Genomic DNA, 25,915 nt, shown 5'->3' with positions numbered 1-25,915 from the left:
TCGCTTGCAAGGGAGCAAAAACGGGCCGTCACTGTAGCGACGGCCCATTGGAATGGCAATTAATCCTGTTGTGGCGCGAGCGCCAGTTTCAGGCTCTCGATCGCGGCGTCACGGGCGGCGGCATCGGCGAACGCCGGGCTGTCGGCGACACAGGTGTCACTCAGCCACAAGGTGAAGGCATCGCCTTCGGGCCGAATGTCCAGCGCACCGCCCTGCTGCAGCTGTTTGGTCACGGCGCCGGCCGCCTTGCCGTCTGCGAAGTGGCGCGACAGCAGCAGTTGCTCGCCATCGGCCGCCAGCAACCGGAAACGGAAACTGCCGTCGTCTTCACGGAAACTGACGAAGCGCGGGCCTTTGCCGGCCTTCTTCTTGGTCGCCGTGACGGTTTGCGCGGCGGTGCGGAATGAACGCAGGCCGACCGCTTCACGCAGTTCGCCCAGAAACGGCGTGGCCACACGACGGGCCTTCTCGGCACCCGCTTGCAGGATGTCTTCCAGGTCGGCGGGGCGCTCGATCAGGCGATGGTAATGCTCGCGGGCTTCGCCCAACTCCGCGTCCAGCAACTGGAACAGGCGTTGCTTGGCGTCGCCCCAACCCAACCCCTGCAACAGGTCGGTGCGGAACTCGTCGCCTTGCTCTTTACTGGCGAATGCCTGGTACAGCGTGAACAGGTGCGACGTGTCCGGATCCTTGGCTTCGCCTGGCAGACGCGAGTCAGTGACGATGCGCGAGATCGCGTCCTTCATGTCTTTGGCGCTGGTGAACAGCGGGACGGTGTTGTCGTAGCTCTTCGACATCTTGCGACCGTCCAGGCCAGGCAGCGTCGCGACGCTTTCTTCGATCAGCGCTTCCGGCATTACAAAGAACTCTTTGCCGTTACCGAACAGGTGATTGAAGCGCTGACCGATGTCGCGCGCCATCTCGACGTGCTGGATCTGATCGCGGCCGACAGGCACTTGATGGGCGTTGAACATCAGGATGTCGGCGGCCATCAGCACGGGATAGCTGAACAGGCCCATGGTGATGCCGGCGTCCGGGTCTTCGCCGGCTTCGACGTTCTTGTCCACCGAGGCCTTGTAAGCGTGAGCGCGATTGAGCAGGCCCTTGCCGGCCACGCAGGTCAGCAGCCAGGTCAGTTCGGGAATTTCCGGAATGTCGGACTGGCGATAGAACGTCACGCGCTCGACGTCCAGCCCTGCCGCGAGCCAGGTCGCGGCGATTTCCAGACGCGAGCGCTGAATGCGCAGCGGGTCATCGCATTTGATCAGCGCGTGGTAGTCAGCCAGGAAGTAGAAAGAGTCGGCATCGCTTTGGCGGCTGGCCACGATGGCCGGGCGGATGGCGCCGGCGTAGTTGCCCAGGTGCGGTGTGCCGGTGGTGGTGATACCGGTCAGGATACGAGTGGTCATGGCTAGTCGCTTATTTTGGGTGCTGCGATCAATTCGAAAGGCGCGGCAGAATCAGATCCTTGAGATCGGTCAGCTTGCCGTGAAAAAAGTGCCCGCATTCTGCCACTTTCAGCAGCTCATGGGGGCGCTGAAGCGTGTCAGACCACGCGTACACACGTTGTGGGTCAACGACTTCATCGGTGTCCGGCTGAATAAGCGTCAGCAGACCCTTCTGCGGCAATGCTTCCACACTGGCGATGCGCATCACGGCTGGTGCGACCATGAACAGATGCTTCAGGGTTTCGCCCTTGGCCTCAAGACGCCCGCCCAGGGTAGCCGCCACGAAACCGCCGAAGGAAAATCCGAACAACGTCATGGGCAGGTCGGGATGTTTGTCGCGCAGCCAGTTCGCCGCCGCCTGTGCGTCGTCGACTTCGCCCTCCCCCATGTCCGAGCTGCCGGCGCTCGCGCCAACGCCACGATAGTTGAAGCGCAGGGTGATAAGACCGGCATCGCGCGCGGTGCGCTGCAGGGTCGAAATCACTTTATTGAGCATGGTGCCGCCCTGAACCGGGTTAGGATGGCATATCAGGGCGATGCCTCTGGCCTCGTCCAGATCGAGGTACAACGCTTCAAGTTGGCCCGCCGGGCCGTCGATGAATACAGGGGTCTCACGCATGAGCAAGAATGAACTCCGTGACCTTCAATTGGGTCGACTCGTCTAGCTGATTGTCTGTGGCTGGCAGGCTGGCGACACGTCGCCGCTATACAGCGCAGGTTCGAGCCGTTAACGTAAAGCAAAGCCGTTTATAGAGGAAGGACTCGTGGATTACTCGCTCTTAGTTTGGTTGCTGCCGACCATCGCCCTGGTGGTTGGTGTGATCATCGGTTTCTTCGTGGCGCGCGCGCTGCCCAATGCCGTGCCTAACGGGACTCAGCGCCAGCTGGATGACGTTCAGGAGCGTTTCGATACGTATCAGAACGAGGTGATCACTCACTTCAACAGCACCGCCAATCTGGTGCAGAAGCTGTCGCAAAGCTACCACGATGTTCAGGAGCATCTGGCCGAAGGCGCCAACCGCCTGGCCACCGACGACATCACCCGTCAACGCCTGCTGGCCGCGCTGCACCCGGACGCGCTCCATCCACACCGCGATCGCCTGACGCCACCGCGCACCGCGGCTGAACCGCCGAAGGACTACGCGCCCAAGTCGCCTGACTCCCCCGGCATGCTGGATGAGCATTACGGCTTGAAAAAATAACGCGACTCGAAACACCAAAAGCCCGCCGTTGCTAACCAACGGCGGGCTTTTTTGTGGGCAGTCGGTTGGCGGCGACGGGTAATGGAGGGAAACAAAAAACCCGCCATCATCGGCGGGTTTTTGTACAGCGAACAGCGTTTAGATCGCGCCGCGAGCTCGCAGCAGATCCAGCACTTGCTTGACGCTTTCTTCGACATTCAGCGACTGCGTGTCGATGACCAGGTCGGCGTCCAGCGGGACGTCATACGGGAAGGATTCACCCGGGATGTTGTCCTTGTCGGCAGCGTAGAGCCCTTGCGGGTCACGCTCGCGGCAGACTTGAGGCGACGCCTGTACGTACACGGTGATCAGTCGATCATCGCCGATCAGGGCCTTGGCATTCTGCCGACCGCCGGCGTCCGGCGCGACGAACGCCGCGAGGGTCAGCAGGCCGGCTTCGTTGAACTGACGCGCAACGTGGGCGGCACGACGCCAGTTCTCGGTGCGGCCGGCGCGATCCTGCGGCAAGCCCTTGTTGAGGTCGTGACGCAGGTTCTGGCCATCAAGGACGAACACCGCACGGCCCATGTCGAAAAGCTTGCGCTCCACGGCATATGCCAGCGTGCTCTTGCCTGCACCCGACAAACCGCTGAACAGCACGGTGGCCGGCTTCTGGCCGAAGCGCTGAGCGCGCTCTTCTGTCGAAACATGGGCCAGCGCGCCGTGATGACTCCCGCCGCCCGCAACCACCGGCTTGGCGATGATCATGCCGGCCGCCACGGTGCCGTTGGTCAAACGGTCGATGACGATGAACGCGCCCGTGGTGCGGTTGCTGTCGTAGCCGTCGAGGGCAATCGGTGCGTCCAGTGCGATCTTCACGCGGCCGATTTCATTCAGCTGCAGCGAACTGGCCGGGCCTTCTTCCAGCGTGTTCACGTCAACACGATGGGTGATGCTGGCAATCGAACCCGGCACGTAGGACGTGGCGCGTTTGATGTCGTATTTCTTGCCCGGCAGCATCGGCTCTTCGGCCATCCACACCAGCATGGCGTCGAAGGCGTCGGCCACCTGTGGGACATTGTCGGCATGCACCAGAAGGTCGCCACGGGAGATGTCGATTTCGTCTTCCATGGTCAGCGTCACCGCCTGACCCGGGCCCGCATGCTCCAGCTCACCTTCGAAGGTGACGATGGATTTCACGCGGCTGCTCTTGCCGGACGGCAGCACAACCACTTCGTCGCCCTTGTGCACGATGCCGCTCGCCAGGGTGCCGGCGAAACCGCGGAAGTTCAGGTTCGGACGGTTGACGTATTGCACCGGAAAACGCAGGTCAGTGAAATTGCGGTCGTTGGCGATCTCGACGGTTTCAAGAATCTCCATCAGCGACTTGCCGGTGTACCACGGCGAACGCTCGCTCCGGTTGACTACGTTGTCGCCCTTGAGGGCCGACATCGGCACGAATTCCATGGTGGTCGGCTTCAGCGCAATGCGGTCGGCGAACGCCAGGTAATCGGCCTTGATCTGCTCGAAGATGGTCTCGTCGAAGCCATTGAGGTCCATCTTGTTGATGGCGACCACAATGTGCTTGATGCCCAGCAACGAGGCGATGTAGCTATGGCGCTTGGTCTGGGTCTGCACGCCGTAGCGGGCGTCCACCAGAATGATCGCCAGGTCACAGGTGGACGCACCGGTGGCCATGTTGCGGGTGTACTGCTCATGGCCGGGGGTGTCGGCGATGATGAACTTGCGCTTGGCAGTGGAGAAGTAGCGGTAGGCGACATCGATGGTGATGCCCTGCTCGCGCTCGGCCTGCAGCCCGTCGACCAGCAGCGCCAGATCGACCTCATCGCCGGTGGTGCCGGATTTCTTCGAATCGCGGGTGATGGCTTCCAGGTGATCTTCGTAGATCATCTTGGAATCGTGCAGCAGACGCCCGATCAACGTGCTCTTGCCGTCGTCGACGTTGCCACAGGTCAGGAAACGCAGCATTTCCTTGCGTTCATGCTGGCCCAGATAGGCGAGGATGTCCTCGCTGATCAATTCAGATTGATGGCTCATTGGGTTCAAGCTCCAAGCTGTAAGCTTCAAGCGGCAAGCTCGTCGGCATACAGCTAGTCAAAATTCTTCCGGTTCAAGTGAGCTTCAGCGTTTCGGCTTGAAGCTTCCAACTTGCTGCTTGCAGCTTGCAGCTAGAAGTAGCCTTGGCGTTTCTTTTCTTCCATCGAGCCTGCGCCATCGTGGTCGATGACCCGGCCCTGGCGCTCGGAAGTTCGCGTCAGGAGCATTTCCTGAATGATGTCGGTGAGGCTGGTGGCCTCGGACTCGACAGCGCCCGTCAACGGGTAGTCGCCCAGTGTGCGGAAGCGGACCTTCTTCTTGACGATGCGCTTCTTGTCCTCGTCGGACAGGTGATTACGCAGGCGGTCGTCGTCGATCATGATCCAGGTGCCGTTCATCTCGATGACTTCGCGCTCGGCGGCGAAATACAGCGGGACGATCGGAATGCCTTCGAGGTAGATGTACTGCCAGATGTCCAGCTCGGTCCAGTTGGAAAGCGGGAACACGCGGATCGACTCGCCTTTGTTGACGTTGCCGTTGTACACGTTCCACAACTCGGGACGCTGGTTTTTCGGGTCCCAGCGGTGCTTGGTGTCGCGGAAGGAATACACGCGCTCTTTGGCGCGGGATTTCTCTTCGTCACGACGGGCACCGCCGAACGCGGCATCAAAGCCGTGCTTGTCCAGAGCCTGCTTGAGGCCTTGGGTTTTCATGATATCGGTGTGCTTCGAGCTGCCGTGGGTCAGCGGGTTGATACCCTGCGCGACGCCGTCCGGGTTCACGTGCACGATCAGATCCAGGCCCATCTCCTCGACCATCTTGTCGCGGAAGCGGTACATCTCCTGGAATTTCCAGCGTGTGTCGACGTGCATCACCGGGAACGGCAGCTTGCCCGGAAAGAAGGCCTTGCGCGCCAGATGCAGCATCACGGCAGAGTCTTTACCGACGGAGTACAGCATCACCGGGTTATCGAACTCGGCAGCGACCTCGCGGATAATGTGGATGCTTTCCGCCTCCAGCTGTTTCAGATGCGTCAGTTTGTCGACCATGGTTACTCACGGATAACGTACGTGTGTGGAGAGCCTGCGGGCTCTATCGAGCGAGGCACTTTATCATGGCGCCTGCTTCTATTCAGCGGCGTGGATAGATCGAAACGATCTATCCATATAGCTCAGGCTTTGGACCTCAGGACGGTTTAGATCGGGTTCGGACAATCGATAAACAGATGTTCAAGGGCAAAGCGCCGCGCCAGATAATCGCCCAGGGCCTGCACACCATACCGCTCCGTGGCGTGATGGCCGGCGGCGATGAAGCTGATACCGTTTTCCCGGGCGCTGTGAAAGGTCTGCTCGGACGCCTCCCCGCTCAAATACAGGTCCACGCCGGCCAGAACGGCCTGATCGATGTAGCCCTGCCCGCCTCCGGTGCACCAGCCGACCCGGCGGATCATCCCTTCACCCTCGATCAGCAGCGGCTCGCGTCCCAATGCAGTCTGCACGCGGTGGGCGAAATCCCGTGGCGTGATCGCCTCGCTGAGTGAGCCGACCAGCCCGACGATGCGTGGATTGTCCGGGTCCAGCGGGCCTTCGACGGTGATCTCCAGTTGCTGGGCCAACTGAACGTTGTTGCCCACGTCGGCGTGAAGGTCGAGGGGCAAGTGATAGGACAGCAGGCTGATGTCGTGCTTGAGCAGCGTTTTCAGCCGACGCTGTTTCATGCCGGTGATGCAGGGATTCTCGCCTTTCCAGAAATAGCCGTGATGCACCAGCACCAGATCGGCATTGGCCTCCACCGCCGCGTCCAGCAGCGCCTGACTCGCGGTGACGCCGGAGACGATTCGCCTGACCTGCGGCCGACCCTCGACCTGCAGGCCGTTCGGGCAATAATCCTGAATCCGCGCGCTACCGAGATAGCGGTCCGCTTCTTCCACCAGGGTGCTCAGGGCAACGGCCATAAAACTCTCCTAAATATGCAGTCCAGACCGTGTCGGTCCTCGTATAATGCCGGCCATTATGGCGCAGCTAGGCGCTTCTACCTTCAGGACTCCGCTCAATGTTCAAAGCGCTGCGTTTTCTCGGCTGGCCCTTGCTCGCTGGTGTGCTTATCGCTTTACTGATAATCCAGCGCTATCCCCAGTGGGTCGGGCTTCCAAGCCAGGACGTGAACCTGCAACAAGCGCCCCAGCAGACCTTTGTGCAACAGGGCCCGGTATCGTACGCGGACGCCGTCAGCAACGCCGCCCCCGCCGTGGCGAATCTGTACACGACCAAGATGGTCAACAACAGCAATAAACCCAACCATCCGCTGTTCGACGACCCGCAGTTTCGTCGTTTCTTCGGCGACAACCTGCCTAAACAAAAGCGCATGCAGTCGAGCCTGGGATCGGCCGTAATCATGAGTCCGGAAGGCTATCTGCTGACCAACAACCACGTCACCTCCGGTGCAGACCAGATTGTCGTGGCGCTCAAGGACGGCCGCGAGACGATCGCCAAAGTCGTCGGCAGCGATCCGGAAACCGACCTTGCGGTCCTGAAGATCGACCTCAAGAACCTGCCGTCCATTACCCTCGGCCGTTCCGACGCCATCCGCATCGGCGACGTTGCGTTGGCCATCGGTAACCCGTTCGGCGTCGGCCAGACCGTGACCATGGGCATCATCAGTGCCACCGGGCGCAATCAGCTGGGCCTCAACACCTACGAAGATTTCATTCAGACCGACGCCGCGATCAACCCCGGCAACTCGGGCGGCGCACTGGTGGACGCCAATGGCAACCTGACCGGGATCAACACGGCGATCTTCTCCAAGTCCGGTGGCTCCCAAGGCATCGGTTTTGCGATTCCGACCAAGCTGGCTCTGGAGGTGATGAAGTCGATCATTGAGCACGGTCAGGTGATTCGCGGCTGGTTGGGGATTGAGGTACAGCCGCTGACGGAGGAACTGTCGGAATCCTTTGGCCTTAAGGACCGCCCAGGGATCGTGGTCGCCGGGATTTTCCGCGATGGGCCGGCGCAGAAGGCCGGATTGCAGCTGGGTGATGTGATTTTGAGCATCAACGGCGAGCCAGCGGGCGACGGGCGCCGCTCCATGAATCAGGTGGCGCGCACCAAGCCGAGCGACAAGATCGCCATTGAGGTCATGCGCAACGGCAAGGAACTGAAGCTGAGCGCCGAGGTGGGCGTGCGTCCACCGCAGACAACGGCGCCTGCGGCGGAGGATTGATCGGTTGCGATGAAGCAGCCGTCAACTCAGCTCGAGAGGTCCCCCAAGGCATCCACCAGCGCCTGATTCTGTTCAGGCGTGCCGATGGTGATGCGCAGGAATTGCGCGATGCGCGCCTGTTTGAAGTGGCGCACGATCACGCCCTGCTCCCGCACCTTTGCCGCCAGACCCGCTGCGTCATGCTGAGGGTGGCGGGCAAAGATGAAATTCGCGGCCGATGGCAGCACCTCAAAACCCTTGCCTTCCAGCTGTTCGACGAGCGCTTCACGGCTGGCGATCACGCGCTGGCAGGTGCTCTCGAAATACGCGCGATCCTCGAAGGCCGCTGCTGCGCCGACAATGGCCATACGGTCCAGGGGATACGAGTTGAAGCTGTTCTTGACCCGTTCCAGCGCCTCGATGAGGTCCGGATGCCCCACTGCGAGGCCCACCCGCAGCCCAGCGAGGGAGCGCGATTTGGACAGTGTCTGAGTGACCAGCAGGTTCGGATAGCGATCCACCAGGCTGATCGCGGTGTCGCCGCCGAAGTCGACGTACGCCTCGTCGACGATCACCACTGAATCCGGGCTGTTCTTGAGGATCTGCTCGACGGCATCGAGGGCCAACAGGCAGCCGGTGGGTGCGTTCGGGTTCGGGAAAATGATGCCGCCATTGGGACGCGCGTAATCTTCGGCACGAATCTGAAACTGTTCGTCAAGCGGCACGGCTTCGTAGTCGACGCCATACAGGCCGCAGTACACCGGATAGAAGCTGTAGCTGATGTCCGGGAACAGCAGCGGTTTGTCCTGTCGGAAGAACGCGTTATAGGCGTGGGCGAGCACCTCGTCCGAACCGTTGCCGAGGAACACCCGACTGGCGTCGACGCCGTAATAACGCGCCACCGCGTGCTTCAGCAAATCGCTGTTGGGATCGGGATACAGACGCAGTTCATCACTGACCGCCGCACGCATGGCATCGATCGCCTTGGGCGACGGGCCATAGGGGTTTTCGTTGGTGTTGAGCTTCACCAGTTTGGTCAGCTTGGGCTGCTCGCCCGGCACATAAGGCACCAGGTCGTTGACGAAGGGACTCCAGAATTTGCTCATGCTCAGTTGCCCTCTTGTTCGGTGTCGACGATGCGGTATTCGGCGCTGCGGGCGTGGGCGGTCAACGACTCGCCGCGTGCCAGCACCGAAGCCGTTTTGCCCAGTTCGGACGCGCCCTGCTCCGAGCAGAAAATGATCGATGAGCGTTTCTGAAAATCGTACACGCCCAGCGGCGACGAGAACCGTGCGGTGCCCGAAGTGGGCAACACGTGGTTGGGACCGGCGCAGTAGTCGCCCAGCGCTTCAGAGGTGTGGCGGCCCATGAAGATCGCGCCGGCGTGGCGGATCTGCGGCAGCCAGGCCTGTGGATCAGCCACCGACAACTCCAGGTGCTCCGGCGCAATCCGGTTGGCGACTTCAATGGCCTGAGTCATGTCGGCCACTTTGATCAAGGCGCCGCGGCCATTGATCGAGGTCTGAATGATTTCCGCGCGCTCCATCGTCGGCATCAGTTTGGCGATGCTGGCCGCGACCCGGTCAAGGAATTCGGCATCCGGGCTGACCAGAATCGCCTGGGCGTCCTCGTCGTGCTCGGCCTGGGAGAACAGGTCCATGGCGATCCAGTCCGGATCGGTCTGACCGTCGCACACCACCAGAATCTCCGAAGGCCCGGCGATCATGTCGATGCCCACCTGACCGAAAACATGACGCTTGGCGGTGGCCACATAGATGTTGCCCGGGCCGACGACCTTGTCCACCTGCGGCACGCTTTCAGTGCCATAGGCCAGCGCCGCAACCGCCTGCGCGCCACCGATGGTGAACACGCGATCGACGCCGGCGATGCAGGCCGCCGCCAGTACCAGCTCGTTGAGCTCACCGCGCGGGGTCGGCACGACCATGACCACTTCGCCCACGCCAGCAACTTTGGCCGGAATGGCGTTCATCAACACTGACGACGGGTAAGAGGCTTTACCGCCCGGCACGTACAGGCCGGCGCGGTCCAGCGGGGTGACCTTCTGGCCCAGCACGGTGCCGTCGGCCTCGGTGTAGCTCCAGGAGTCCTGCTTCTGCCGCTCGTGGTAACTGCGCACGCGGTCGGCCGCTTTTTCAAGGGCCTGGCGCTGGGCGGGCGTGATGCGGGTCAGTGCCAGCTCAAGACGCTCGCGCGGCAGAATCAGGTCCGCCATCGACGCCACGTCCAGCCCGTCGAAACGACGGGTGTATTCCACCAACGCCGCATCGCCGCGCTCGCGCACGTTCTTGATGATGTCCAGCACACGCTCATTGACCGAGTCGTCAGACACACTTTCCCAGCTCAGCAGATGATCCAGATGACGGGAGAAGTCCGGATCGGCGGCGTTGAGTCGGCGAATAGCGTTGGGAGTGGTCATAGCGTGGGCCTCAATGATGGCGATTTCTCAGGTGGCGATTTCAGTTGCAAGGATAGGCAGATGCCTAAGCTAGCAAGCCATCCGCGCGGGCACCTGAGAAATTTGGCTATGACACGGATAGCTGGGCGTGATCCTGTTGAGGGTCACGCGATTCAGTCAACCGCGGTGTCGCGACTCCACGGCTGTGCGCAGGGTGTCGATCAACGACTGGATACGGGCGTGCTGCATTTTCATGGATGCCTTGTTCACCACCAGACGGGAGCTGATGTGGGCAATCATGTCCTGGGGTTCGAGGCCGTTGGCACGCAGCGTGTTGCCGGTGTCGACGACGTCGATGATCTTGTCGGCCAGGCCCACGAGCGGCGCGAGTTCCATGGAGCCGTACAGCTTTATGATATCGACCTGACGGCCCTGTTCGGCGTAATAGCGCTTGGCAACATTGACGAACTTGGTCGCCACACGCAGCCGACCCTTGGGTTCGACGGCGCCGACTGCACCTGCAGTCATCAGCTTGCACTGGGCGATTTGCAGGTCGAGGGGCTCATAAAGCCCCTGACCGCCGTATTCCATCAACACGTCCTTGCCCGCGACGCCGAGATCCGCAGCGCCATGCTCGACATAGGTCGGCACGTCGGTGGCACGCACGATCAGCAAGCGCACGTCGGCCTGGGTCGTGGGGATGATCAGCTTGCGGCTCTTGTCCGGATTCTCGGTCGGCACGATGCCCGCCGCAGCGAGCAGCGGCAAGGTGTCGTCGAGGATACGGCCCTTGGACAGTGCGATGGTCAACATGGGAAACGTCAGTCCTTATCAGCAGCGCGTGCCGGGTCGCAACTGGCGCCCGACAACCTCCGGCTCAAAAAGCCGAAGTGAAACGAATCAGAAAGTCTTGGCCCTTGGGCCAGACACGTCGCCCGAGTCGATCAAATCGACCCGGGCAAACGCGCAGCAGCTGACTAGCCCGGAACGCGACGGATCTTCGCGCCCAGCATCTGCAGTTTTTCTTCGATGCACTCGTAACCACGGTCGATGTGGTAGATGCGGTCGATCAGCGTGTCGCCTTCGGCAACCAGCGCCGAAATGACCAGGCTCGCCGAGGCACGCAGGTCGGTCGCCATCACAGGCGCGCCCTTGAGCTTGGTGCAACCGGTGACAATCGCGGTGTTGCCTTCGACCTGAATCTGCGCGCCCATGCGGTGCATTTCATACACGTGCATGAAGCGGTTTTCGAAGATGGTCTCGATGACCGTTCCGGTACCCTCGGCAATGGCATTCAGCGAGATGAACTGCGCCTGCATGTCGGTCGGAAACGCCGGATACGGCGCAGTGCGCACGTTGACCGCTTTCGGACGTTTGCCGTGCATGTTCAACTCGATCCAGTTGCTGCCCGTGGTGATCTCGGCACCGGCTTCACGCAGCTTCTCGAGAACCGCTTCGAGAATCGTCGGATCGGTGTCCTTGAGCTTCACACGGCCGCCGGTTGCCGCCGCCGCCACCAGATAGGTGCCGGTTTCGATACGGTCGGGCATCACGCGATAGGTCGCCGAACCGAGACGTTTAACGCCATCGATGGTGATGGTGTCGGTGCCGGCGCCAGAGACTTTACCGCCCATGGCGTTGATGAAGTTCGCCAGGTCGACGACTTCAGGTTCACGCGCGGCGTTTTGCAGGACGCTGCGGCCGTTGGCCAGTGCAGCGGCCATCATGATGTTCTCGGTACCGGTGACGCTGACGGTGTCGAAGAAGAAGTGCGCGCCACGCAGGCCGCCTTCCGGCGCCTTGGCCTTGATGTAACCGCCTTCGACGTCGATGATCGCGCCCATGGCTTCAAGACCACGGATGTGCAGATCGACAGGACGCGAACCGATGGCGCAACCGCCAGGCAGTGCCACTTCGGCTTCACCGAATCGGGCAACCATCGGACCCAGCACGAGGATCGACGCACGCATGGTTTTCACCAGTTCGTACGGAGCGACCAGGGTCTTGATGGTGCGCGGATCGATTTCGACGCTGAGCTTCTCGTCGATGATCGGCTCGATCCCCATGCGACCGAACAGCTCGATCATGGTGGTGATGTCGTGCAGGTGCGGCAGGTTGGCGACGGTCACAGGACCATCAGCCAGCAGCGTGGCTGCGAGAATCGGCAGAGCGGAGTTTTTCGCCCCGGAGATGCGGATTTCGCCATCAAGACGAATGCCGCCAGTAATAATCAGTTTATCCATTGGAATCTCGACGCCGTTTTGGCTCAGGTGCGCTCGGCCCAGGCAGCGCGGCTGAAAAATTTCATGGTGACCGCGTGGATGCTGCCATCGGCGATCCATGGGTTCAAATGCGTGTAGATCTGCTGCTGGCGCTTGACCGGGCTCAGTGCGGCCAGTTCGTCGCCGATCACGTTCAGCTGGAAATTACAGCCTTCGCCTTCAACTTCGACCTGGATATCTGGCAACTTAGCTTCCAGGAAGCTTTTAACTTCTACGGCCTGCATGCTTAACCTCTATCGGCGCCCTACGCGCGCGGGTCGGCCATCATACAAAAAAGCCCTCTCGTTGCGAACCCTACTTTGCAAGGGGCGGACGAGGGGCTTGATCGATGAAAGCAATTAATGGTGCTGCAACAGCTCGGTGAGCTCAGAGACTTTGGCGATTTCCTGCATGTCTTCTGGCAACGCCCGGACGGTGAGTAACTTGCCCGCCGCCTGAGCATCGCGCATGAATGCGAGGAGCAATGAAAGGCCGACACTGCTGGATTTTTCCACGCCGGAGCAGTCCAGCGTCAAAGCCGCTTCGGTGCTGGCCTTAATGAGCGCCGCGCCCTGCTCGCGCAAGGCGGGCCCGGTCCGATAGTCGACCACGCCGGAGAGCATCAGCTCTCCGCCGCCAGCGGCAGTAACGGACGCTTGACTCATTTGACGACCTTGTCGCTGGAGGCTTCCGAGGTCTCTTTGGCCTTGGCGACTTCGCCAGCCCAACCGTCGATGGTTTTGTCCAGGTTGTTACCGTTGCGCTGCATGGCGTCAGCGAACTGATCGCGGAACAGCTTGCCGATGTTGATGCCGTTGATGATCACGTTACGCACTTTCCACTCACCGCCGATTTTAACGAGGGTGTAGGAAACAGGGTAAACCGCGCCGTTGTTGCCCTTGACCGACATGTCAACGGAAGTGCGATCAGCACCTTCCTGCTTGGCAGGAGAAACAGTGATGCCCTGGTTGTTGTACTCAAGCAGTGCGTTGCCATAGAACTGGATCAGACTGCGCTTGAAGTTTTCCTGGAACCGCTGCATCTGCGCCGGGGTGGCGTTGCGCGAATACTTCACGGTCATGATGCTTTTGGAAATGCCATCGGCGTCAATGACCGGGCCGACGATGCCATTGAGTGCATCGTAGAACGCTTGCGGATTGGACTTGTAGGTTTCCTTGTTGGCGGACAGGTCAGCCAGCAATTGCTTGGTGGTGCGATCAACCAGGTCGTGGGCGGAAGCATCGGACGCCGCTGCATTAGCAAACAATGGCAGGGCGGCCAGCAGCACCAGAAGGCCACGGCGCAGAATCGAGATCATGAAAAAACTCCTCATTTGGCGTCTTTGCCCACTGAATTGAGCAGGAATTTACCGATCAGGTCTTCGAGTACCAACGAGGACTGGGTGTCATGGATGGTGCCGCCGTCTTTCAACAGCTGGTCATCACCACCGACACTGATGCCGATGTATTTTTCACCCAGCAGGCCCGCGGTCAGAATGGAAGCGGTGGAATCCGAAGGCAGGTTATTGACCCGTTTGTTCACTTCCATCGTCACACGACCGGTGAAGGTATCGTGATCCAGATCGATTGCAGTGACCTTGCCAATGTTCACACCGGCCATGGTCACTTTCGCTCTGACAGTCAAACCGGCGATATTGTCGAAATTTGCGTAAAGTTTATAAGTGTCGGTGTTGGCGCTGGCACTCAGACCGCTGACGCGCAGGGCGAGCAGGAGCAAAGCCAGGATACCGGCCAGCAGAAACAGGCCTACACCGGTTTCGAGGGTGCGGTTTTGCATCAGAAGTCTCCAAACATCAAGGCGGTCATAATAAAGTCCAGGCCCAGTACGGCCAATGACGCGTAGACCACGGTCTTGGTCGTGGCGCGACTGATCCCTTCGGACGTCGGCTCGCAGTCATAGCCCTGAAACACGGCAATCCAGGTGACGACAAAAGCGAACACGACGCTCTTGATGACACCGTTGAGTACATCATCGGTAAACGAAACGCTGTTCTGCATGTTGGCCCAGAAGGAGCCTTCGTAAACGCCCAGCCAGTCGACCGCCACCCACGAACCACCCCAGATGCCAACCACGCTGAAGATCAGCGCCAGCACCGGCAGCGAGATGAAGCCTGCCCAGAGACGCGGCGCGACGATGTATTTGAGAGGGTCAACGCCAATCATCTCGAGGCTGGAAAGCTGCTCGGTGGATTTCATGTTGCCGATTTCAGCGGTGAGCGCAGAGCCTGCACGACCGGCGAACAATAGAGCGGTAACGACCGGACCGAGTTCACGCAGCAGCGTCAGGGCAACCATCTGCCCCACCGCCTGCTCGGAGCCGTACTTGGCGAGAATGCTGAAGCCTTGCAGCGCCAGCACCATGCCGATGAACACGCCGGACACGACAATAATGGCCAGAGACATGACGCCTACCGAGTGCAGCTGACGCAGCAGCAGCTGAAAGCCGCCGCCGATTCCGCCACGCCCGAGCAACGCATGAACCAGAAAAATCCCTGAACGACCCAGCACTGCAACTATATCGATCGCCGAACGCCCCATCAGGCGTACGCGATCCATTAAAGACTTTCTGCGCATCAGCGCTTCCCCAAAAGATCGTCGCGATAATCCGGTGTCGGATAATGGAAAGGCACCGGCCCGTCGGGATCGCCCGTCATGAACTGACGTATACGAGGGTTATCCGACTCCATCAGTTCCTGCGGTGTGCCCTGCCCCAGCACCTGACCGTCACCGACGACATAGAGATAGTCGGCGATGCTCGCGGTCTCGGCGAGGTCGTGGGACACCACGATACTGGTGATACCCAGCGCGTCATTCAGCAGCCTGATCAGCCGAACCAGCACGCCCATGGCGATAGGGTCCTGGCCCACGAAGGGTTCGTCGTACATGAGGATCTGGGGATCCAGCGCGATGGCACGCGCCAGCGCAACACGACGCTTCATGCCACCCGACAGCTCGTCGGGCATCAGATCAACGGCCCCACGAAGCCCGACCGCCTGCAGCTTCAGCAGGACGATGTCGCGGATCATGTCTTCAGGCAGCTTGGTGTGAACCCGCAGCGGAAACGCCACATTTTCGAAAACGTCGAGGTCGGTGAACAGTGCGCCGCTCTGAAAGAGCACGCCCATCTGCTTGCGCGCGTCGAAAAGATCGCTGCGCGATAGCTTGGGCAAATTCTGGCCATTGACCCAGACTTCGCCAGCGCTGGGACGCAGTTGTGCTCCCATCAATCGCAGCAGGGTGGTTTTACCACTGCCGGACGGCCCCATGATGCCGGTGACTTTGCCCCGGGGGATGCTGATGTCCACATTATTGAAGATGCTGCGCGCACCGCGCTTGAAGGAAACGCCCTTCAGCTCGACCGCGTAGGCGTTATCGGCACTCATCTAAACTCCTTGCGATGCAACCTGTCTCTCAGATGCCGCGTTCTTGACGAACGACACACTTTTGGAGGGGCCGAACAAGCGGCGGACTATACCACCGCTCTCGCACGCCGCCCAAGCTTCAACGTGTCAAGTCGCAAACAAAGAAGGGTATTAAGGACGGTGTGGAATTTTCGTACCCATCGCCAGCCTTTATCACGCAGTTGCTGAAGGACGTGTCCTTTCATTAAACAAACAGCAACGATGAAGCGTGAGGCTTTTGAACATTGCCGCTATAATCCCCGGCTTTTGACCAAGCGACCCCTTCCGATATGTCCAATGCGCGCAATCTGATTGAATCGGCACAGAGCACCATCCGCCTTGAAATAGAAGCCGTGGAAGGTCTGCTTGCGCATATCAATGCCGATTTCGTCAGCGCATGCGACATGATTCTGGGCAGTCAGGGCCGCGTGGTCGTGGTCGGCATGGGCAAGTCGGGCCATATCGGCAAGAAGATCGCCGCGACCCTCGCCAGCACCGGCACTCCCTCGTTTTTCGTGCACCCGGCCGAGGCCAGCCACGGCGACATGGGCATGATCACCAGTGCCGACATCATTCTGGCCCTGTCCAACTCGGGCACGACGGCCGAGATCGTCACGTTGCTGCCGCTGATCAAGCGTCTGGGCATCAAGATGATCAGCCTTACTGGCAACCCGGACTCAACGCTGGCCAAAGCCGCCGACGTCAACCTCAATGCGCGGGTCGAAAAAGAAGCCTGCCCGCTGAATCTGGCGCCCACCTCCTCCACCACGGCGGCGCTGGTCATGGGCGACGCTCTGGCCGTTGCACTGCTGGACGCCAGAGGCTTCACCGCCGAAGACTTCGCCTTTTCCCACCCGGGCGGTGCGCTGGGTCGTCGGCTGCTGTTGAAGGTCGAGCATGTGATGCACACTGGCGCCAACCTGCCGCAGGTTGCGCGGGGCACGCCGCTTCGCGATTCGCTGATGGAAATGACCCGCAAGGGGCTGGGCATGACCGCCATCCTCGAGAGCGACGGACGCCTTGCCGGTATCTTCACGGACGGTGACTTGCGTCGCACGCTGGATCGCCCGATCGACATACGCCTGGCCACCATTGATGAAGTGATGACCGTCCATGGCAAGACTGTACGGCCGGAAATGCTCGCGGCCGAAGCTTTGAAAATCATGGAAGACAACAAGATCGGCGCACTTATTGTGGTCGACGAGAACGACCGCCCGGTTGGCGCGTTCAACCTTCAAGACCTGCTTCGCGCAGGCGTCATGTAAATGAGCGCCGATATGAATGACCTGATGCAACGCGGCAAGAACATCAAACTGGCGATCTTCGACGTCGATGGCGTACTCACCGATGGGCGCCTGTATTTCCTCGAAGACGGCAGCGAGTTCAAGACGTTCAACACCCTCGACGGCCAGGGCATCAAGATGCTCATCAACTCGGGCGTGACCACTGCCATCATCAGCGGGCGCAAGACCCCCGTGGTTGAGCGGCGAGCGAAGAACCTCGGCATCGCGCACCTTTATCAGGGCCGCGAAGACAAACTCGTGGTCCTCGACGAGCTTTTGCAGCAACTGAATCTAAGCTACGAGCAGGTCGCGTATCTGGGTGACGATCTGCCTGATCTGCCGGTCATTCGCCGGGTCGGCCTGGGCATGGCCGTTGCCAATGCTGCCAGCTTTGTCCGCGAGCATGCCGATGGCATTACCCAGGCACGTGGCGGCGAAGGCGCTGCCCGCGAATTCTGCGAGTTGATCCTGAAGGCTCAGGGCAACCTCGAAGCGGCTCATGCCGCCTACCTATAGAAGTGCATTTATGCTGAGCAAAAAGTTTCGTACGTTTCTGCTGTTCGGTGTGCTGGCATTGCTGCTGGCAGCGGTCGGCTACTGGAACATCAGTCCGGAAAGCTTCCTCGATCAACCCAAGGCTGCCGTGGATGAAAGCGCTGTCGATTATTACGCGACCAACGCCCACAGCATTCAGTACCTGCCCGACGGAACCATGCAGTACGACATGACCGCCGACAAGGTCGAGCACTTGAAAGCCACCGACGTCACCCTGATGACCACGCCGGTGCTGCAGATGTATCGAGGTTCGACCTTCCCGTGGCACGTACAGAGCGTTCGCGCCGAAGTGTCGCCGGGGGGTGATCACGTCGAGCTGATCGACTCGGTGCGCATCAACCGCACCGATGAAAAGAATCGCACCACCATCATCACCAGCAGCCGCATGACTGTATTCCCGCAGAAGCAATATGCGGAGACTGCCCAACCCGTTAGAATCGACGGCCTTGGCGGTGTAACGACCGGCACGGGTATGAAAGCGTATCTGAAAGAAAGCAGGATGAACCTGCTATCCAACGTAAGAGGACAGTATGAGGCTCGTTAAAACCCTTCCTTTTTTGCTCGGCCTGGGCGCAGCACTGGGAAGCGCGAGCGCCTGGTCTCTGCCGACGGATCGCGATCAACCCATCCACATCCAGTCGGATGACGCGCAACTGGACGACAAGCAAGGCATCGCCACTTACAAAGGCAATGTCATCATCACCCAGGGCACGATGAAGATCACCGGCAACACCGTGACCATCACCCGGACACCGCAAGGCGACGTGGACGTGTTCACGTCCGTGGGCAACCTGGCCTATTACGAGCAGAAGCCATCGGTGGACAAACCGATCGTTCAGGCTTGGGGCGTCACCATCCAGTACTTCGCGGCCCAGAACCGCATCGTGCTGATCGACAAGGCCAAAGTAGTCAACGACGGCAACACGTCCGAAGGCGAGAAAATCGTCTATGACACCGTCAAGCAGGTCGTGAACGCCGGCCGTGCCAACGGCACCAAGGTCACCGCACCACGCCCTCGCATCGACATGGTCATCCAGCCGAAAAAGAAAACCGACCAGCAGAAGGCCCAGTAATGGCAACGCTGAAAGCCCAACATCTGGCCAAGGCCTATAAAAGCCGCCAGGTCGTACGTGACGTCAGCCTGTCCATCGAGAGCGGTCAGATTGTCGGCCTGCTCGGCCCCAACGGCGCCGGCAAGACCACCTGCTTCTACATGATCGTCGGCCTGGTTCAGGCCGATCAGGGTCGCGTCCTGATCGACGACCAGGACGTCAGCCACCAGCCGATGCACGGCCGCGCACGCGCCGGTATTGGCTACCTGCCACAGGAAGCGTCGATTTTCCGCAAGCTCTCCGTCTCGGACAACATCATGGCGATTCTGGAGACCCGCAAGGAGCTCGATCGCACTGCCCGTCGCAAGGAGCTGGAAAGCCTGCTGCAGGAATTCCACATCACTCACATTCGCGACAACCTGGGCATGAGCCTGTCGGGCGGTGAACGTCGCCGCGTGGAAATCGCACGCGCCCTCGCCACTTCGCCGAAATTCATTCTGCTCGACGAACCTTTTGCCGGTGTTGACCCTATTTCCGTAGGCGACATCAAGCAGATCATTCACCACCTCAAGGCCAAAGGGATCGGCGTGCTGATCACCGACCACAACGTGCGTGAAACGCTGGATATCTGCGAAACCGCCTACATCGTCAACGATGGGCAGCTAATTGCCGAAGGCGACGCCGAATCCATCCTGGCCAACCAATTGGTCAAGGAAGTTTATCTGGGTCACGAGTTCCGCCTGTAACCGCAGTGATGACACGAGGTTGTGCGGTACGCCGCAACGCGCGCTATCGCCGACCTCGTTTTTTAATTGTCATCACACTCTAGGCAAACCCTCCAGCTTCAGGCATATAATTTGCTTAAGTTGGCGCCCTCGGCGCCCTGGTAGTAAATGGCGCGCAGTGCGCCGGCGAATAAGGTGTTAAGCCCTGCCATGAAACCTTCGCTAGTCTTGAGAATGGGCCAGCAGCTGACGATGACACCTCAGCTGCAACAGGCAATCCGCTTGCTTCAGTTGTCGACGCTGGATCTCCAACAGGAGATTCAGGAGGCGCTGGAGTCGAACCCGATGCTGGAACGGCAGGAGGAAGGCGACGATTTCGACAACGCCGACCCCTTGGCGGATAACGTAGAGCAAAAGCCCAACGCTGATGTTCAGGAGCCCACCTACCAGGAATCGGCGCCTACCGTCGACAATCTGGATGAGGGCGACTGGAACGAGCGCATCCCCAACGAGTTGCCTGTCGACACCGCGTGGGAAGACGTCTATCAGACCAGCGCCAGCAGCCTGCCCAGCAATGACGATGACGAGTGGGATTTCACCACCCGCACCTCCGTTGGCGAAAGCCTGCAAAGCCACCTGCTCTGGCAGCTCAACCTCGCGCCGATGTCGGACACCGATCGCCTGATCGCCGTGACGCTGATCGACTGCATCAACAACCAGGGTTACCTCGACGAAACACTGGAAGAATTGCTCGACGCTTTCGATCCTGAGCTCGATATCGAGCTGGACGAAATCGAAGCCGTTCTGCACCGCATCCAGCAGTTCGAGCCTGCGGGCATCGGCGCTCGCAACCTGAGCGAATGCCTGCTGCTGCAGCTCCGTCAGTTGCCGGCCAAAACCAGGTGGCTGGCGGAAGCGCAGAAACTGGTCAGCGACTACATCGATCTGTTGGGCAGCCGCGACTACGCGCAACTGATGCGCCGCATGAAGCTCAAGGAAGACGACCTGCGGCAAGTCATTGAACTGGTCCAGAGCCTCAACCCGCGCCCCGGCTCGCAGATCGAGTCCAGCGAAGCCGAATACGTTGTGCCTGACGTCATCGTGCGCAAGGACAACGAGCGCTGGCTGGTGGAGCTGAACCAGGAATCCGTGCCGCGCCTGCGGGTCAATCCGCAGTACGCGGGGTTCGTGCGTCGTGCCGATACCAGCGCCGACAATACGTTCATGCGCAATCAGCTGCAGGAAGCGCGCTGGTTCATCAAGAGCCTGCAAAGCCGTAACGAGACGCTGATGAAGGTGGCAACGCAAATCGTTGAACACCAGCGCGGCTTCCTTGAGTACGGCGACGAGGCCATGAAGCCGCTGGTTCTGCATGACATCGCTGAGGCGGTCGGCATGCACGAATCGACGATTTCCCGGGTCACCACGCAGAAATTCATGCACACCCCACGCGGGATCTACGAACTCAAATATTTCTTTTCCAGCCACGTCAGCACCTCGGAAGGCGGCGAATGCTCGTCCACGGCGATTCGCGCGATCATCAAAAAACTGGTCGCTGCGGAAAATCAGAAAAAGCCGTTGAGTGACAGCAAGATCGCTGGTTTACTGGAAGCACAAGGCATTCAAGTGGCCCGTCGCACAGTCGCCAAGTACCGAGAATCCCTTGGGATCTCGCCGTCCAGCGAACGCAAGCGACTGATGTAAAGGTCACACGTCAAAGTGTTCCAGTGGCAGGCATTACGCCTGCCTCTTAATGCACTGGCAACGAAGGAGAAGCTGTATGCAAGTCAACATCAGTGGACACCAGCTGGAAGTGACCGAACCTCTGCGTACCTACATCGGCGAGAAGCTCGCCCGACTGGAACGCCACTTTGACAAGATCACGAATGTGCAGGTCACGATGGAGGTCGAGAAGCTCAAGCAGAAGATCGAAGCCACCTTGCACGTTCCTGGCGCTGAAGTGGTTGCCAACGCCGAACACGACGACATGTATGCAGCCATTGACCTGCTTGCCGACAAGCTTGACCGCCAACTCAAAAAACATAAGGAAAAACAGCAAAGTCTGCTGCAAGGCGCGACTGCTCGCTGACACTCCCCACTCATGATCCGACTTGAAAATATTCTGACCCCTGGCCGTTCACTCGTGAACGTGCCAGGCGGCAGCAAAAAAGCCGTACTCCAAAACATCGCCAGCATGATCGGCAAGCAAGTGCCCGATCTTGATGAACAGGTGGTGTTTGAAAGCCTTATTGCCCGTGAAAAACTCGGCTCCACCGGTTTCGGTAATGGCATCGCCATTCCCCACTGCCGCCTGAAGGGCTGTACAACGCCTGTCAGCGCCGTGCTGCATCTCGAGAAACCCATCGATTTCGACGCCATCGACGGCGCGCCGGTTGACCTGCTGTTTGTGCTGCTGGTCCCGGAAGCGGCCACCGATGCTCACCTGGAACTGCTGCGCCAGATCGCCAGCATGCTCGACCGTGACGATGTGCGTAAGCGCCTGCGCGCCGCCAAAACCGACGAAGAGCTTTACAGCGTCGTGCTCGACGTCCAGAACGGTCACTGATCATGCGCATGATCATCGTCAGCGGCCGCTCCGGCTCCGGCAAGAGCACGGCCCTCGACGTCCTTGAAGACAGCGGTTTCTACTGCGTCGACAATTTGCCCGCCGGCCTGCTCCCGGAGCTGGCGGAGCGCGCACTGATCAACACCGAACTGGCCGAGCCTTTACTGGCGGTCTCGATTGACGCGCGCAACCTGCCCAGTCACCTGACCCGATTCCCACGCATGCTCGCCGAGGTACGCGCCCGCCACATCCAGTGCGACGTGCTGTTCCTCGATGCAGATGAACCTACCCTGCTCAAGCGTTTTTCCGAGACCCGTCGCCGTCATCCGTTGAGCACGGCAACGCGCTCGCTGGCCGAAGCCATTCGTGACGAGAAGACCCTGCTCGGCCCGATCATCGATCTGGCTGATCTGACGGTCGACACTACGCACCTGAATCTCTATCAGCTGCGCGACATTCTCAAATTGCGCCTGCTGAACAAACCCGAACCGGGCACTGCCTTCCTCATCGAATCCTTCGGCTTCAAGCGTGGCATGCCCGTGGACGCCGACCTGGTGTTCGACGTGCGCTGCCTGCCCAACCCGTACTGGAAACCCGAACTGCGCGAGCAGTCGGGCCTCGACAAGCCGGTTGCCGAGTACCTCGCAGCACAACCCGACGTCGAAGAAATGTTCCAGGACATCTTCTCGTATCTCAATAAGTGGTTGCCGCGCTTTGCCGCCAGCAATCGCGCCTACGTCACTATTGCCATTGGCTGCACCGGCGGACACCACCGCTCCGTCTACCTGACCGAACGTCTGGGTCAGGTCCTGCAGCAATCGCTCAAGAATGTTCAGGTCCGCCACCGCGACCTAAGCTGAAAGGACCTCCATCGCGATGCCCGCTCTAGAAATCACCATCATCAACAAGCTGGGTCTGCACGCCCGGGCCGCCGCCAAGTTCGTGGGTGTTGCCGGCAAGTACCCGTGTCAGATCAGGGTCGGCCGCACCCCGGAAACCATGGTCGATGGCAAAAGCATCATGGCCGTCATGATGCTGGCTGCCGGTAAGGGCACCCTGATCCACCTGGCCACCGAAGGTGAAGAAGCCGATGCGGCGCTGGCGGGGCTGGTGGAACTGATCAACAACAAGTTTGACGAAGGCGAATAAGCCTACCGCCGCACGACGCCTCCATTTCCCCGTCAGAGATGATCGATGCCACTGACAGCCAAGCCTCCATTCTCACGAGGGATCAGATCCGGTTCCGAGAAGATGCTGATGCTGGGCAGCGCCGTGGCGGTGGCCGCCATACTCGCCATCGTGACCTGGTTGCTGTTTCGGGAGCTGGGGACGGCCAACGAAGCCGCTGTGCGCTCGGCAAACAATGTGGTGCAGTTGATCGACGCTGACGTGCAGCGCAATGCCGAGCTGTATGACACCTCCCTATTGGGCCTGATCGCGGCCTGGCGACGGCCCGATGTCATGACGATCTCTCCGGAATTGCGTCAGCTGGTGCTCTTCGACCGGGCCACGGCGGCGCCCTTCAAGGGCGATGTGGTGCTGCTGGATGACACCGGGCGCATCGTCGCCGACTCCACCTCGCTGACGCCTCGGCTGGACAACTTCTCAGACCGGCCAGGCTTTCAGAAACACCGGGGCAGCGGCTCACTGGCGCTGGTGGTCGACGGGCCCTTCCTTTCGCGCTGGGGCTTCAAGGACCTGTGCATCAGTTTCAGTCGCCGTCTCCCCTCCGCCAACGGCCAGTTCGTCGGCATTGCCAGTGCATCAATGCGCCTGTCGTACTTCGATCAACTGTTTCGCACGCTGGACATCGGTCCCACCAGCACCGTCAACCTGCTCAGCGCGGATGGCGTGATGCTCGCCCGGCAACCCGACGACAACAACCGGACCTTCATCGGCCAGAACTTCAGCATGCGGCCCAACTTCAAACGCATTCTGAGGGAGGTCAACGGCAGCTTTGCGGCGATATCCGAACTCGACGGTGCTGAGCGGCTTTACACCTTCTCACGGGTGGGTGACTTGCCATTGATCGTCGTGGTCGCTCAATCCCGGGACGACGTCTACGCGCTGTGGAAACGCAACGCGCTGCTGGTGGCAAGCGCGACCGGTTTGCTGTGCCTCGGGATCCTCTCGCTGTCCTGGCTGTTGGGCCGCCAACTGCGCCTGCGCCAGAACGCCGAGCGTGAACTGGCCGGGCTGGCGGCCACAGATGGGCTGACCGGCCTGGCCAACCGGCGCAGGCTGGATCAGGTGCTCAAGCAGGAATGGGCGCGGGGCATGCGTTCGGAAAGGCCTTTGGCACTCCTGATGATTGATGTGGATCACTTCAAGGCCTTCAACGATCGACACGGGCATCATGGCGGCGACGTCGCATTACGCAGCGTTGCCCAGACCCTGACCGCCAGCATCCGCAGGCCGGGTGACCTCGCCGCGCGCTATGGCGGTGAGGAGTTCATGGTGGTGCTCCCGGAAACCGACAAGGCAGGTGCCTGTGTGATCGCGGAAAAGCTGCGTCTGGCGATAGAAGCACTTCCGCCTTTCGCCGAGGACACAGTGCCCATCACCGTCAGCATCGGCGTGGCCACGCACCTGCCGGCGACCCACGATCTGCCCGAGCCGCTGTTTCACGCCGCGGACCGGGCCCTGTACCGGGCCAAGAAACAAGGCAGGAACCGCGTGGAATTCGAACCCTATGTAGCGCCCTCTGCCGAATCGCAGGCATAAAAAAACGCCAGACTGGCTGGCGTTTTTCGACGTTACCGCGAATTACTTGTTGGCAGCACGAACGGTGTCACGCAGGGCTTTAACCTTGTCGTGGTTCGCTTGCACACCCTGCAGCTGACGCTGGATCAGGGTAGTGACGTTAACTGGCAAGTTCTTCTCGGTAGCTTCCTGGGCAGCCTTTTTGTAAGCCTTCAGCGCGTGGTCTTCACCGCTTTCGACTTCGTTCAGGACCGCTTCGTCGTTCTTGCCGCTCAACGCGCTTTTCAGGTTGACCCACAGGCGGTGTGCGCCGCCAGCGATGCTGGAGGAATCTTCTGGATCGCCGCCCAGTGCACGTACTTCAGCTTGAAGCTCGGCAACCGACGTCTTGCAGCCAGAAGAACGGGAGAGCAGGTAGGCCTTGATTTCCGGGTTCTTGGCGTCTTCAGCAGCAGTGTGAAAACCTTTCTCACCGTCAATGCTGGTCTCGATCAAGTCATTCAGGATAGAGATGGCTTCTTTGTTGATATCCGACATTTTGCGGTTCCTTTTTGGCAGGTTTATCAAAGGTCTGTTTAACGAAACACTCGATAGAAGGAATATTGCACTGTGCGTGCCAGCTTTTGCCGATAATAAATAGCGTTATTTTTCAATAGCTTAGGAATATCAAGGGACAGTTCATCCGCGCTTTCTGCATGATCTGTGTGTTTGCGTAGTTGCAGAATGCACGTATCGTCTGAGTTCACTCGAACGGATAAGCGGCTTTTGGATGAACCCGGAAAAACTCAAACTGTTGGTGACTCGCGAAATACCGTTCGGCAAGTATCAGGGGAGACTGCTGGCGGACCTGCCGGGCGATTACCTGAACTGGTTTGCTCGAAAGGGTTTCCCGGCAGGCGAGTTGGGCAGCCTGCTGGCACTGATGCACGAGATTGATCACAACGGCCTGTCGGCGCTGCTGGATCCTCTGCGCACCCGCCCTCGCGAACCGCTGCGGCCGGGCCCGTCGAAAACACCCATACGCTTCAACTAAACATCCATTGATAAA

At 60.0% G+C, this 25,915-nt stretch carries 30 protein-coding genes; 14 read left to right on the top strand and 16 right to left on the bottom strand.

What is annotated here, in order from left to right; genetic code table 11:
• Positions 1-59: 59 nt before the first annotated feature.
• Both SLW74_RS06995 and SLW74_RS06990 read right to left on the bottom strand, forming a co-directional pair.
• Positions 60-1,409: a tryptophan--tRNA ligase gene (locus SLW74_RS06995; protein ID WP_410928461.1), complete on the bottom strand. Its 1,350-nt coding sequence runs from the start codon at positions 1,407-1,409 to the stop codon at positions 60-62.
• Between the two features lie 28 nt (positions 1,410-1,437).
• Positions 1,438-2,067, bottom strand: a complete 630-nt coding sequence (locus SLW74_RS06990; RefSeq protein WP_192132727.1) for an alpha/beta hydrolase — start codon at positions 2,065-2,067, stop codon at positions 1,438-1,440.
• A gap of 145 nt (positions 2,068-2,212) precedes the next feature.
• Here SLW74_RS06990 and SLW74_RS06985 point away from each other — a divergent pair, with 145 nt between their 5' ends.
• On the top strand, positions 2,213-2,650 hold the full coding sequence (locus SLW74_RS06985; protein WP_065992106.1) for a YhcB family protein: 438 nt from the start codon (positions 2,213-2,215) through the stop codon (positions 2,648-2,650).
• Positions 2,651-2,788: 138 nt separating this feature from the next.
• Here the strand turns inward: SLW74_RS06985 and cysN are convergent, their stop codons facing one another.
• From cysN to SLW74_RS06970, 3 genes are all read right to left on the bottom strand, one after another.
• Positions 2,789-4,687 (bottom strand): sulfate adenylyltransferase subunit CysN, encoded by a 1,899-nt coding sequence (cysN, locus tag SLW74_RS06980; protein ID WP_296308229.1) that lies wholly within the window; start codon positions 4,685-4,687, stop codon positions 2,789-2,791.
• A 131-nt stretch (positions 4,688-4,818) separates the two neighbouring features.
• Entirely contained in the window at positions 4,819-5,736 is a 918-nt protein-coding gene (gene cysD, locus SLW74_RS06975; RefSeq protein WP_065992104.1) for a sulfate adenylyltransferase subunit CysD, read from the bottom strand.
• A 146-nt stretch (positions 5,737-5,882) separates the two neighbouring features.
• A complete protein-coding gene (locus SLW74_RS06970) occupies positions 5,883-6,641 on the bottom strand; it encodes a Nif3-like dinuclear metal center hexameric protein (protein WP_065992103.1) in 759 nt (252 codons plus the stop codon).
• Positions 6,642-6,739: 98 nt separating this feature from the next.
• On the opposite strand from SLW74_RS06970, the gene algW reads away from it, so the two are divergent.
• Positions 6,740-7,906, top strand: a complete 1,167-nt coding sequence (algW, locus tag SLW74_RS06965) for a Do family serine endopeptidase AlgW (protein ID WP_065992102.1) — start codon at positions 6,740-6,742, stop codon at positions 7,904-7,906.
• A 26-nt stretch (positions 7,907-7,932) separates the two neighbouring features.
• On the opposite strand, the gene hisC is transcribed toward algW, so the two are convergent.
• From hisC to SLW74_RS06915, 10 genes are all read right to left on the bottom strand, one after another.
• On the bottom strand, positions 7,933-8,991 hold the full coding sequence (hisC, locus tag SLW74_RS06960) for a histidinol-phosphate transaminase (protein ID WP_410928460.1): 1,059 nt from the start codon (positions 8,989-8,991) through the stop codon (positions 7,933-7,935).
• A 2-nt stretch (positions 8,992-8,993) separates the two neighbouring features.
• The gene (gene hisD / locus SLW74_RS06955; protein ID WP_410928459.1) at positions 8,994-10,322 is read right to left on the bottom strand and encodes a histidinol dehydrogenase; all 1,329 of its coding nucleotides are present in this window, start codon (positions 10,320-10,322) and stop codon (positions 8,994-8,996) included.
• Between the two features lie 156 nt (positions 10,323-10,478).
• The gene (gene hisG / locus SLW74_RS06950) at positions 10,479-11,114 is read right to left on the bottom strand and encodes an ATP phosphoribosyltransferase (RefSeq protein WP_065992096.1); all 636 of its coding nucleotides are present in this window, start codon (positions 11,112-11,114) and stop codon (positions 10,479-10,481) included.
• A 164-nt stretch (positions 11,115-11,278) separates the two neighbouring features.
• Complete coding sequence (gene murA / locus SLW74_RS06945) at positions 11,279-12,544, bottom strand: UDP-N-acetylglucosamine 1-carboxyvinyltransferase (protein WP_065993161.1); 1,266 nt, start codon at positions 12,542-12,544, stop codon at positions 11,279-11,281.
• Between the two features lie 23 nt (positions 12,545-12,567).
• Positions 12,568-12,807: a BolA family protein gene (locus SLW74_RS06940; RefSeq protein ID WP_410928458.1), complete on the bottom strand. Its 240-nt coding sequence runs from the start codon at positions 12,805-12,807 to the stop codon at positions 12,568-12,570.
• 114 nt (positions 12,808-12,921) lie between these two features.
• A complete protein-coding gene (locus SLW74_RS06935) occupies positions 12,922-13,227 on the bottom strand; it encodes a lipid asymmetry maintenance protein MlaB (RefSeq protein ID WP_065992094.1) in 306 nt (101 codons plus the stop codon).
• A complete protein-coding gene (locus tag SLW74_RS06930) occupies positions 13,224-13,880 on the bottom strand; it encodes a phospholipid-binding protein MlaC (protein WP_065992093.1) in 657 nt (218 codons plus the stop codon). Before SLW74_RS06930 ends, SLW74_RS06935 begins: the two co-directional genes overlap by 4 nt.
• A gap of 11 nt (positions 13,881-13,891) precedes the next feature.
• Positions 13,892-14,359, bottom strand: a complete 468-nt coding sequence (gene mlaD, locus SLW74_RS06925; RefSeq protein WP_065992091.1) for an outer membrane lipid asymmetry maintenance protein MlaD — start codon at positions 14,357-14,359, stop codon at positions 13,892-13,894.
• Entirely contained in the window at positions 14,359-15,156 is a 798-nt protein-coding gene (gene mlaE / locus SLW74_RS06920) for a lipid asymmetry maintenance ABC transporter permease subunit MlaE (protein WP_192132717.1), read from the bottom strand. The genes mlaD and mlaE overlap by 1 nt, the downstream gene beginning before the upstream one ends.
• Entirely contained in the window at positions 15,156-15,965 is an 810-nt protein-coding gene (locus SLW74_RS06915) for an ATP-binding cassette domain-containing protein (RefSeq protein WP_410928457.1), read from the bottom strand. The genes mlaE and SLW74_RS06915 overlap by 1 nt, the downstream gene beginning before the upstream one ends.
• 308 nt (positions 15,966-16,273) lie before the next feature.
• On the opposite strand from SLW74_RS06915, the gene SLW74_RS06910 reads away from it, so the two are divergent.
• The 11 genes from SLW74_RS06910 to SLW74_RS06860 all read left to right on the top strand — a co-directional run bounded on the left by SLW74_RS06910 (position 16,274) and on the right by SLW74_RS06860 (position 24,888).
• On the top strand, positions 16,274-17,248 hold the full coding sequence (locus SLW74_RS06910) for a KpsF/GutQ family sugar-phosphate isomerase (RefSeq protein ID WP_065992085.1): 975 nt from the start codon (positions 16,274-16,276) through the stop codon (positions 17,246-17,248).
• Entirely contained in the window at positions 17,249-17,782 is a 534-nt protein-coding gene (gene kdsC, locus SLW74_RS06905; RefSeq protein WP_065992081.1) for a 3-deoxy-manno-octulosonate-8-phosphatase KdsC, read from the top strand. It abuts the gene before it with no gap.
• Between the two features lie 10 nt (positions 17,783-17,792).
• Positions 17,793-18,365, top strand: a complete 573-nt coding sequence (gene lptC, locus SLW74_RS06900; protein WP_037014789.1) for an LPS export ABC transporter periplasmic protein LptC — start codon at positions 17,793-17,795, stop codon at positions 18,363-18,365.
• On the top strand, positions 18,352-18,894 hold the full coding sequence (lptA, locus tag SLW74_RS06895; RefSeq protein WP_037014791.1) for a lipopolysaccharide transport periplasmic protein LptA: 543 nt from the start codon (positions 18,352-18,354) through the stop codon (positions 18,892-18,894). Before lptC ends, lptA begins: the two co-directional genes overlap by 14 nt.
• The gene (gene lptB / locus SLW74_RS06890) at positions 18,894-19,619 is read left to right on the top strand and encodes an LPS export ABC transporter ATP-binding protein (protein WP_065992079.1); all 726 of its coding nucleotides are present in this window, start codon (positions 18,894-18,896) and stop codon (positions 19,617-19,619) included. Before lptA ends, lptB begins: the two co-directional genes overlap by 1 nt.
• A 189-nt stretch (positions 19,620-19,808) precedes the next feature.
• A complete protein-coding gene (locus SLW74_RS06885; protein ID WP_065992077.1) occupies positions 19,809-21,302 on the top strand; it encodes an RNA polymerase factor sigma-54 in 1,494 nt (497 codons plus the stop codon).
• 76 nt (positions 21,303-21,378) lie between these two features.
• Entirely contained in the window at positions 21,379-21,687 is a 309-nt protein-coding gene (gene hpf, locus SLW74_RS06880; protein ID WP_037014798.1) for a ribosome hibernation-promoting factor, HPF/YfiA family, read from the top strand.
• A gap of 12 nt (positions 21,688-21,699) precedes the next feature.
• Positions 21,700-22,164 (top strand): PTS IIA-like nitrogen regulatory protein PtsN, encoded by a 465-nt coding sequence (gene ptsN / locus SLW74_RS06875; protein ID WP_065992075.1) that lies wholly within the window; start codon positions 21,700-21,702, stop codon positions 22,162-22,164.
• A 2-nt stretch (positions 22,165-22,166) separates the two neighbouring features.
• A complete protein-coding gene (rapZ, locus tag SLW74_RS06870; protein WP_065992073.1) occupies positions 22,167-23,024 on the top strand; it encodes an RNase adapter RapZ in 858 nt (285 codons plus the stop codon).
• A gap of 16 nt (positions 23,025-23,040) precedes the next feature.
• The gene (locus SLW74_RS06865) at positions 23,041-23,313 is read left to right on the top strand and encodes an HPr family phosphocarrier protein (protein WP_065992070.1); all 273 of its coding nucleotides are present in this window, start codon (positions 23,041-23,043) and stop codon (positions 23,311-23,313) included.
• A 102-nt stretch (positions 23,314-23,415) separates the two neighbouring features.
• Positions 23,416-24,888: a diguanylate cyclase gene (locus tag SLW74_RS06860; protein ID WP_410928456.1), complete on the top strand. Its 1,473-nt coding sequence runs from the start codon at positions 23,416-23,418 to the stop codon at positions 24,886-24,888.
• A gap of 42 nt (positions 24,889-24,930) precedes the next feature.
• On the opposite strand, the gene SLW74_RS06855 is transcribed toward SLW74_RS06860, so the two are convergent.
• Positions 24,931-25,404 carry a PA2169 family four-helix-bundle protein gene (locus tag SLW74_RS06855; protein WP_192132711.1) on the bottom strand — a complete coding sequence of 158 codons (474 nt, stop codon included), beginning with the start codon at positions 25,402-25,404 and terminating at the stop codon, positions 24,931-24,933.
• A gap of 232 nt (positions 25,405-25,636) precedes the next feature.
• Here SLW74_RS06855 and SLW74_RS06850 point away from each other — a divergent pair, with 232 nt between their 5' ends.
• Positions 25,637-25,900 (top strand): DUF3820 family protein, encoded by a 264-nt coding sequence (locus tag SLW74_RS06850; protein ID WP_410928455.1) that lies wholly within the window; start codon positions 25,637-25,639, stop codon positions 25,898-25,900.
• Positions 25,901-25,915: the final 15 nt, after the last annotated feature.

Source organism: Pseudomonas sp. W5-36 (assembly GCF_046540455.1).
GTDB classification, from domain to species: domain Bacteria; phylum Pseudomonadota; class Gammaproteobacteria; order Pseudomonadales; family Pseudomonadaceae; genus Aquipseudomonas; species Aquipseudomonas graminis_B.
Note: the sequence above shows the minus strand (reverse complement) of the source record. Positions and strands in the feature narration are given on the sequence as shown.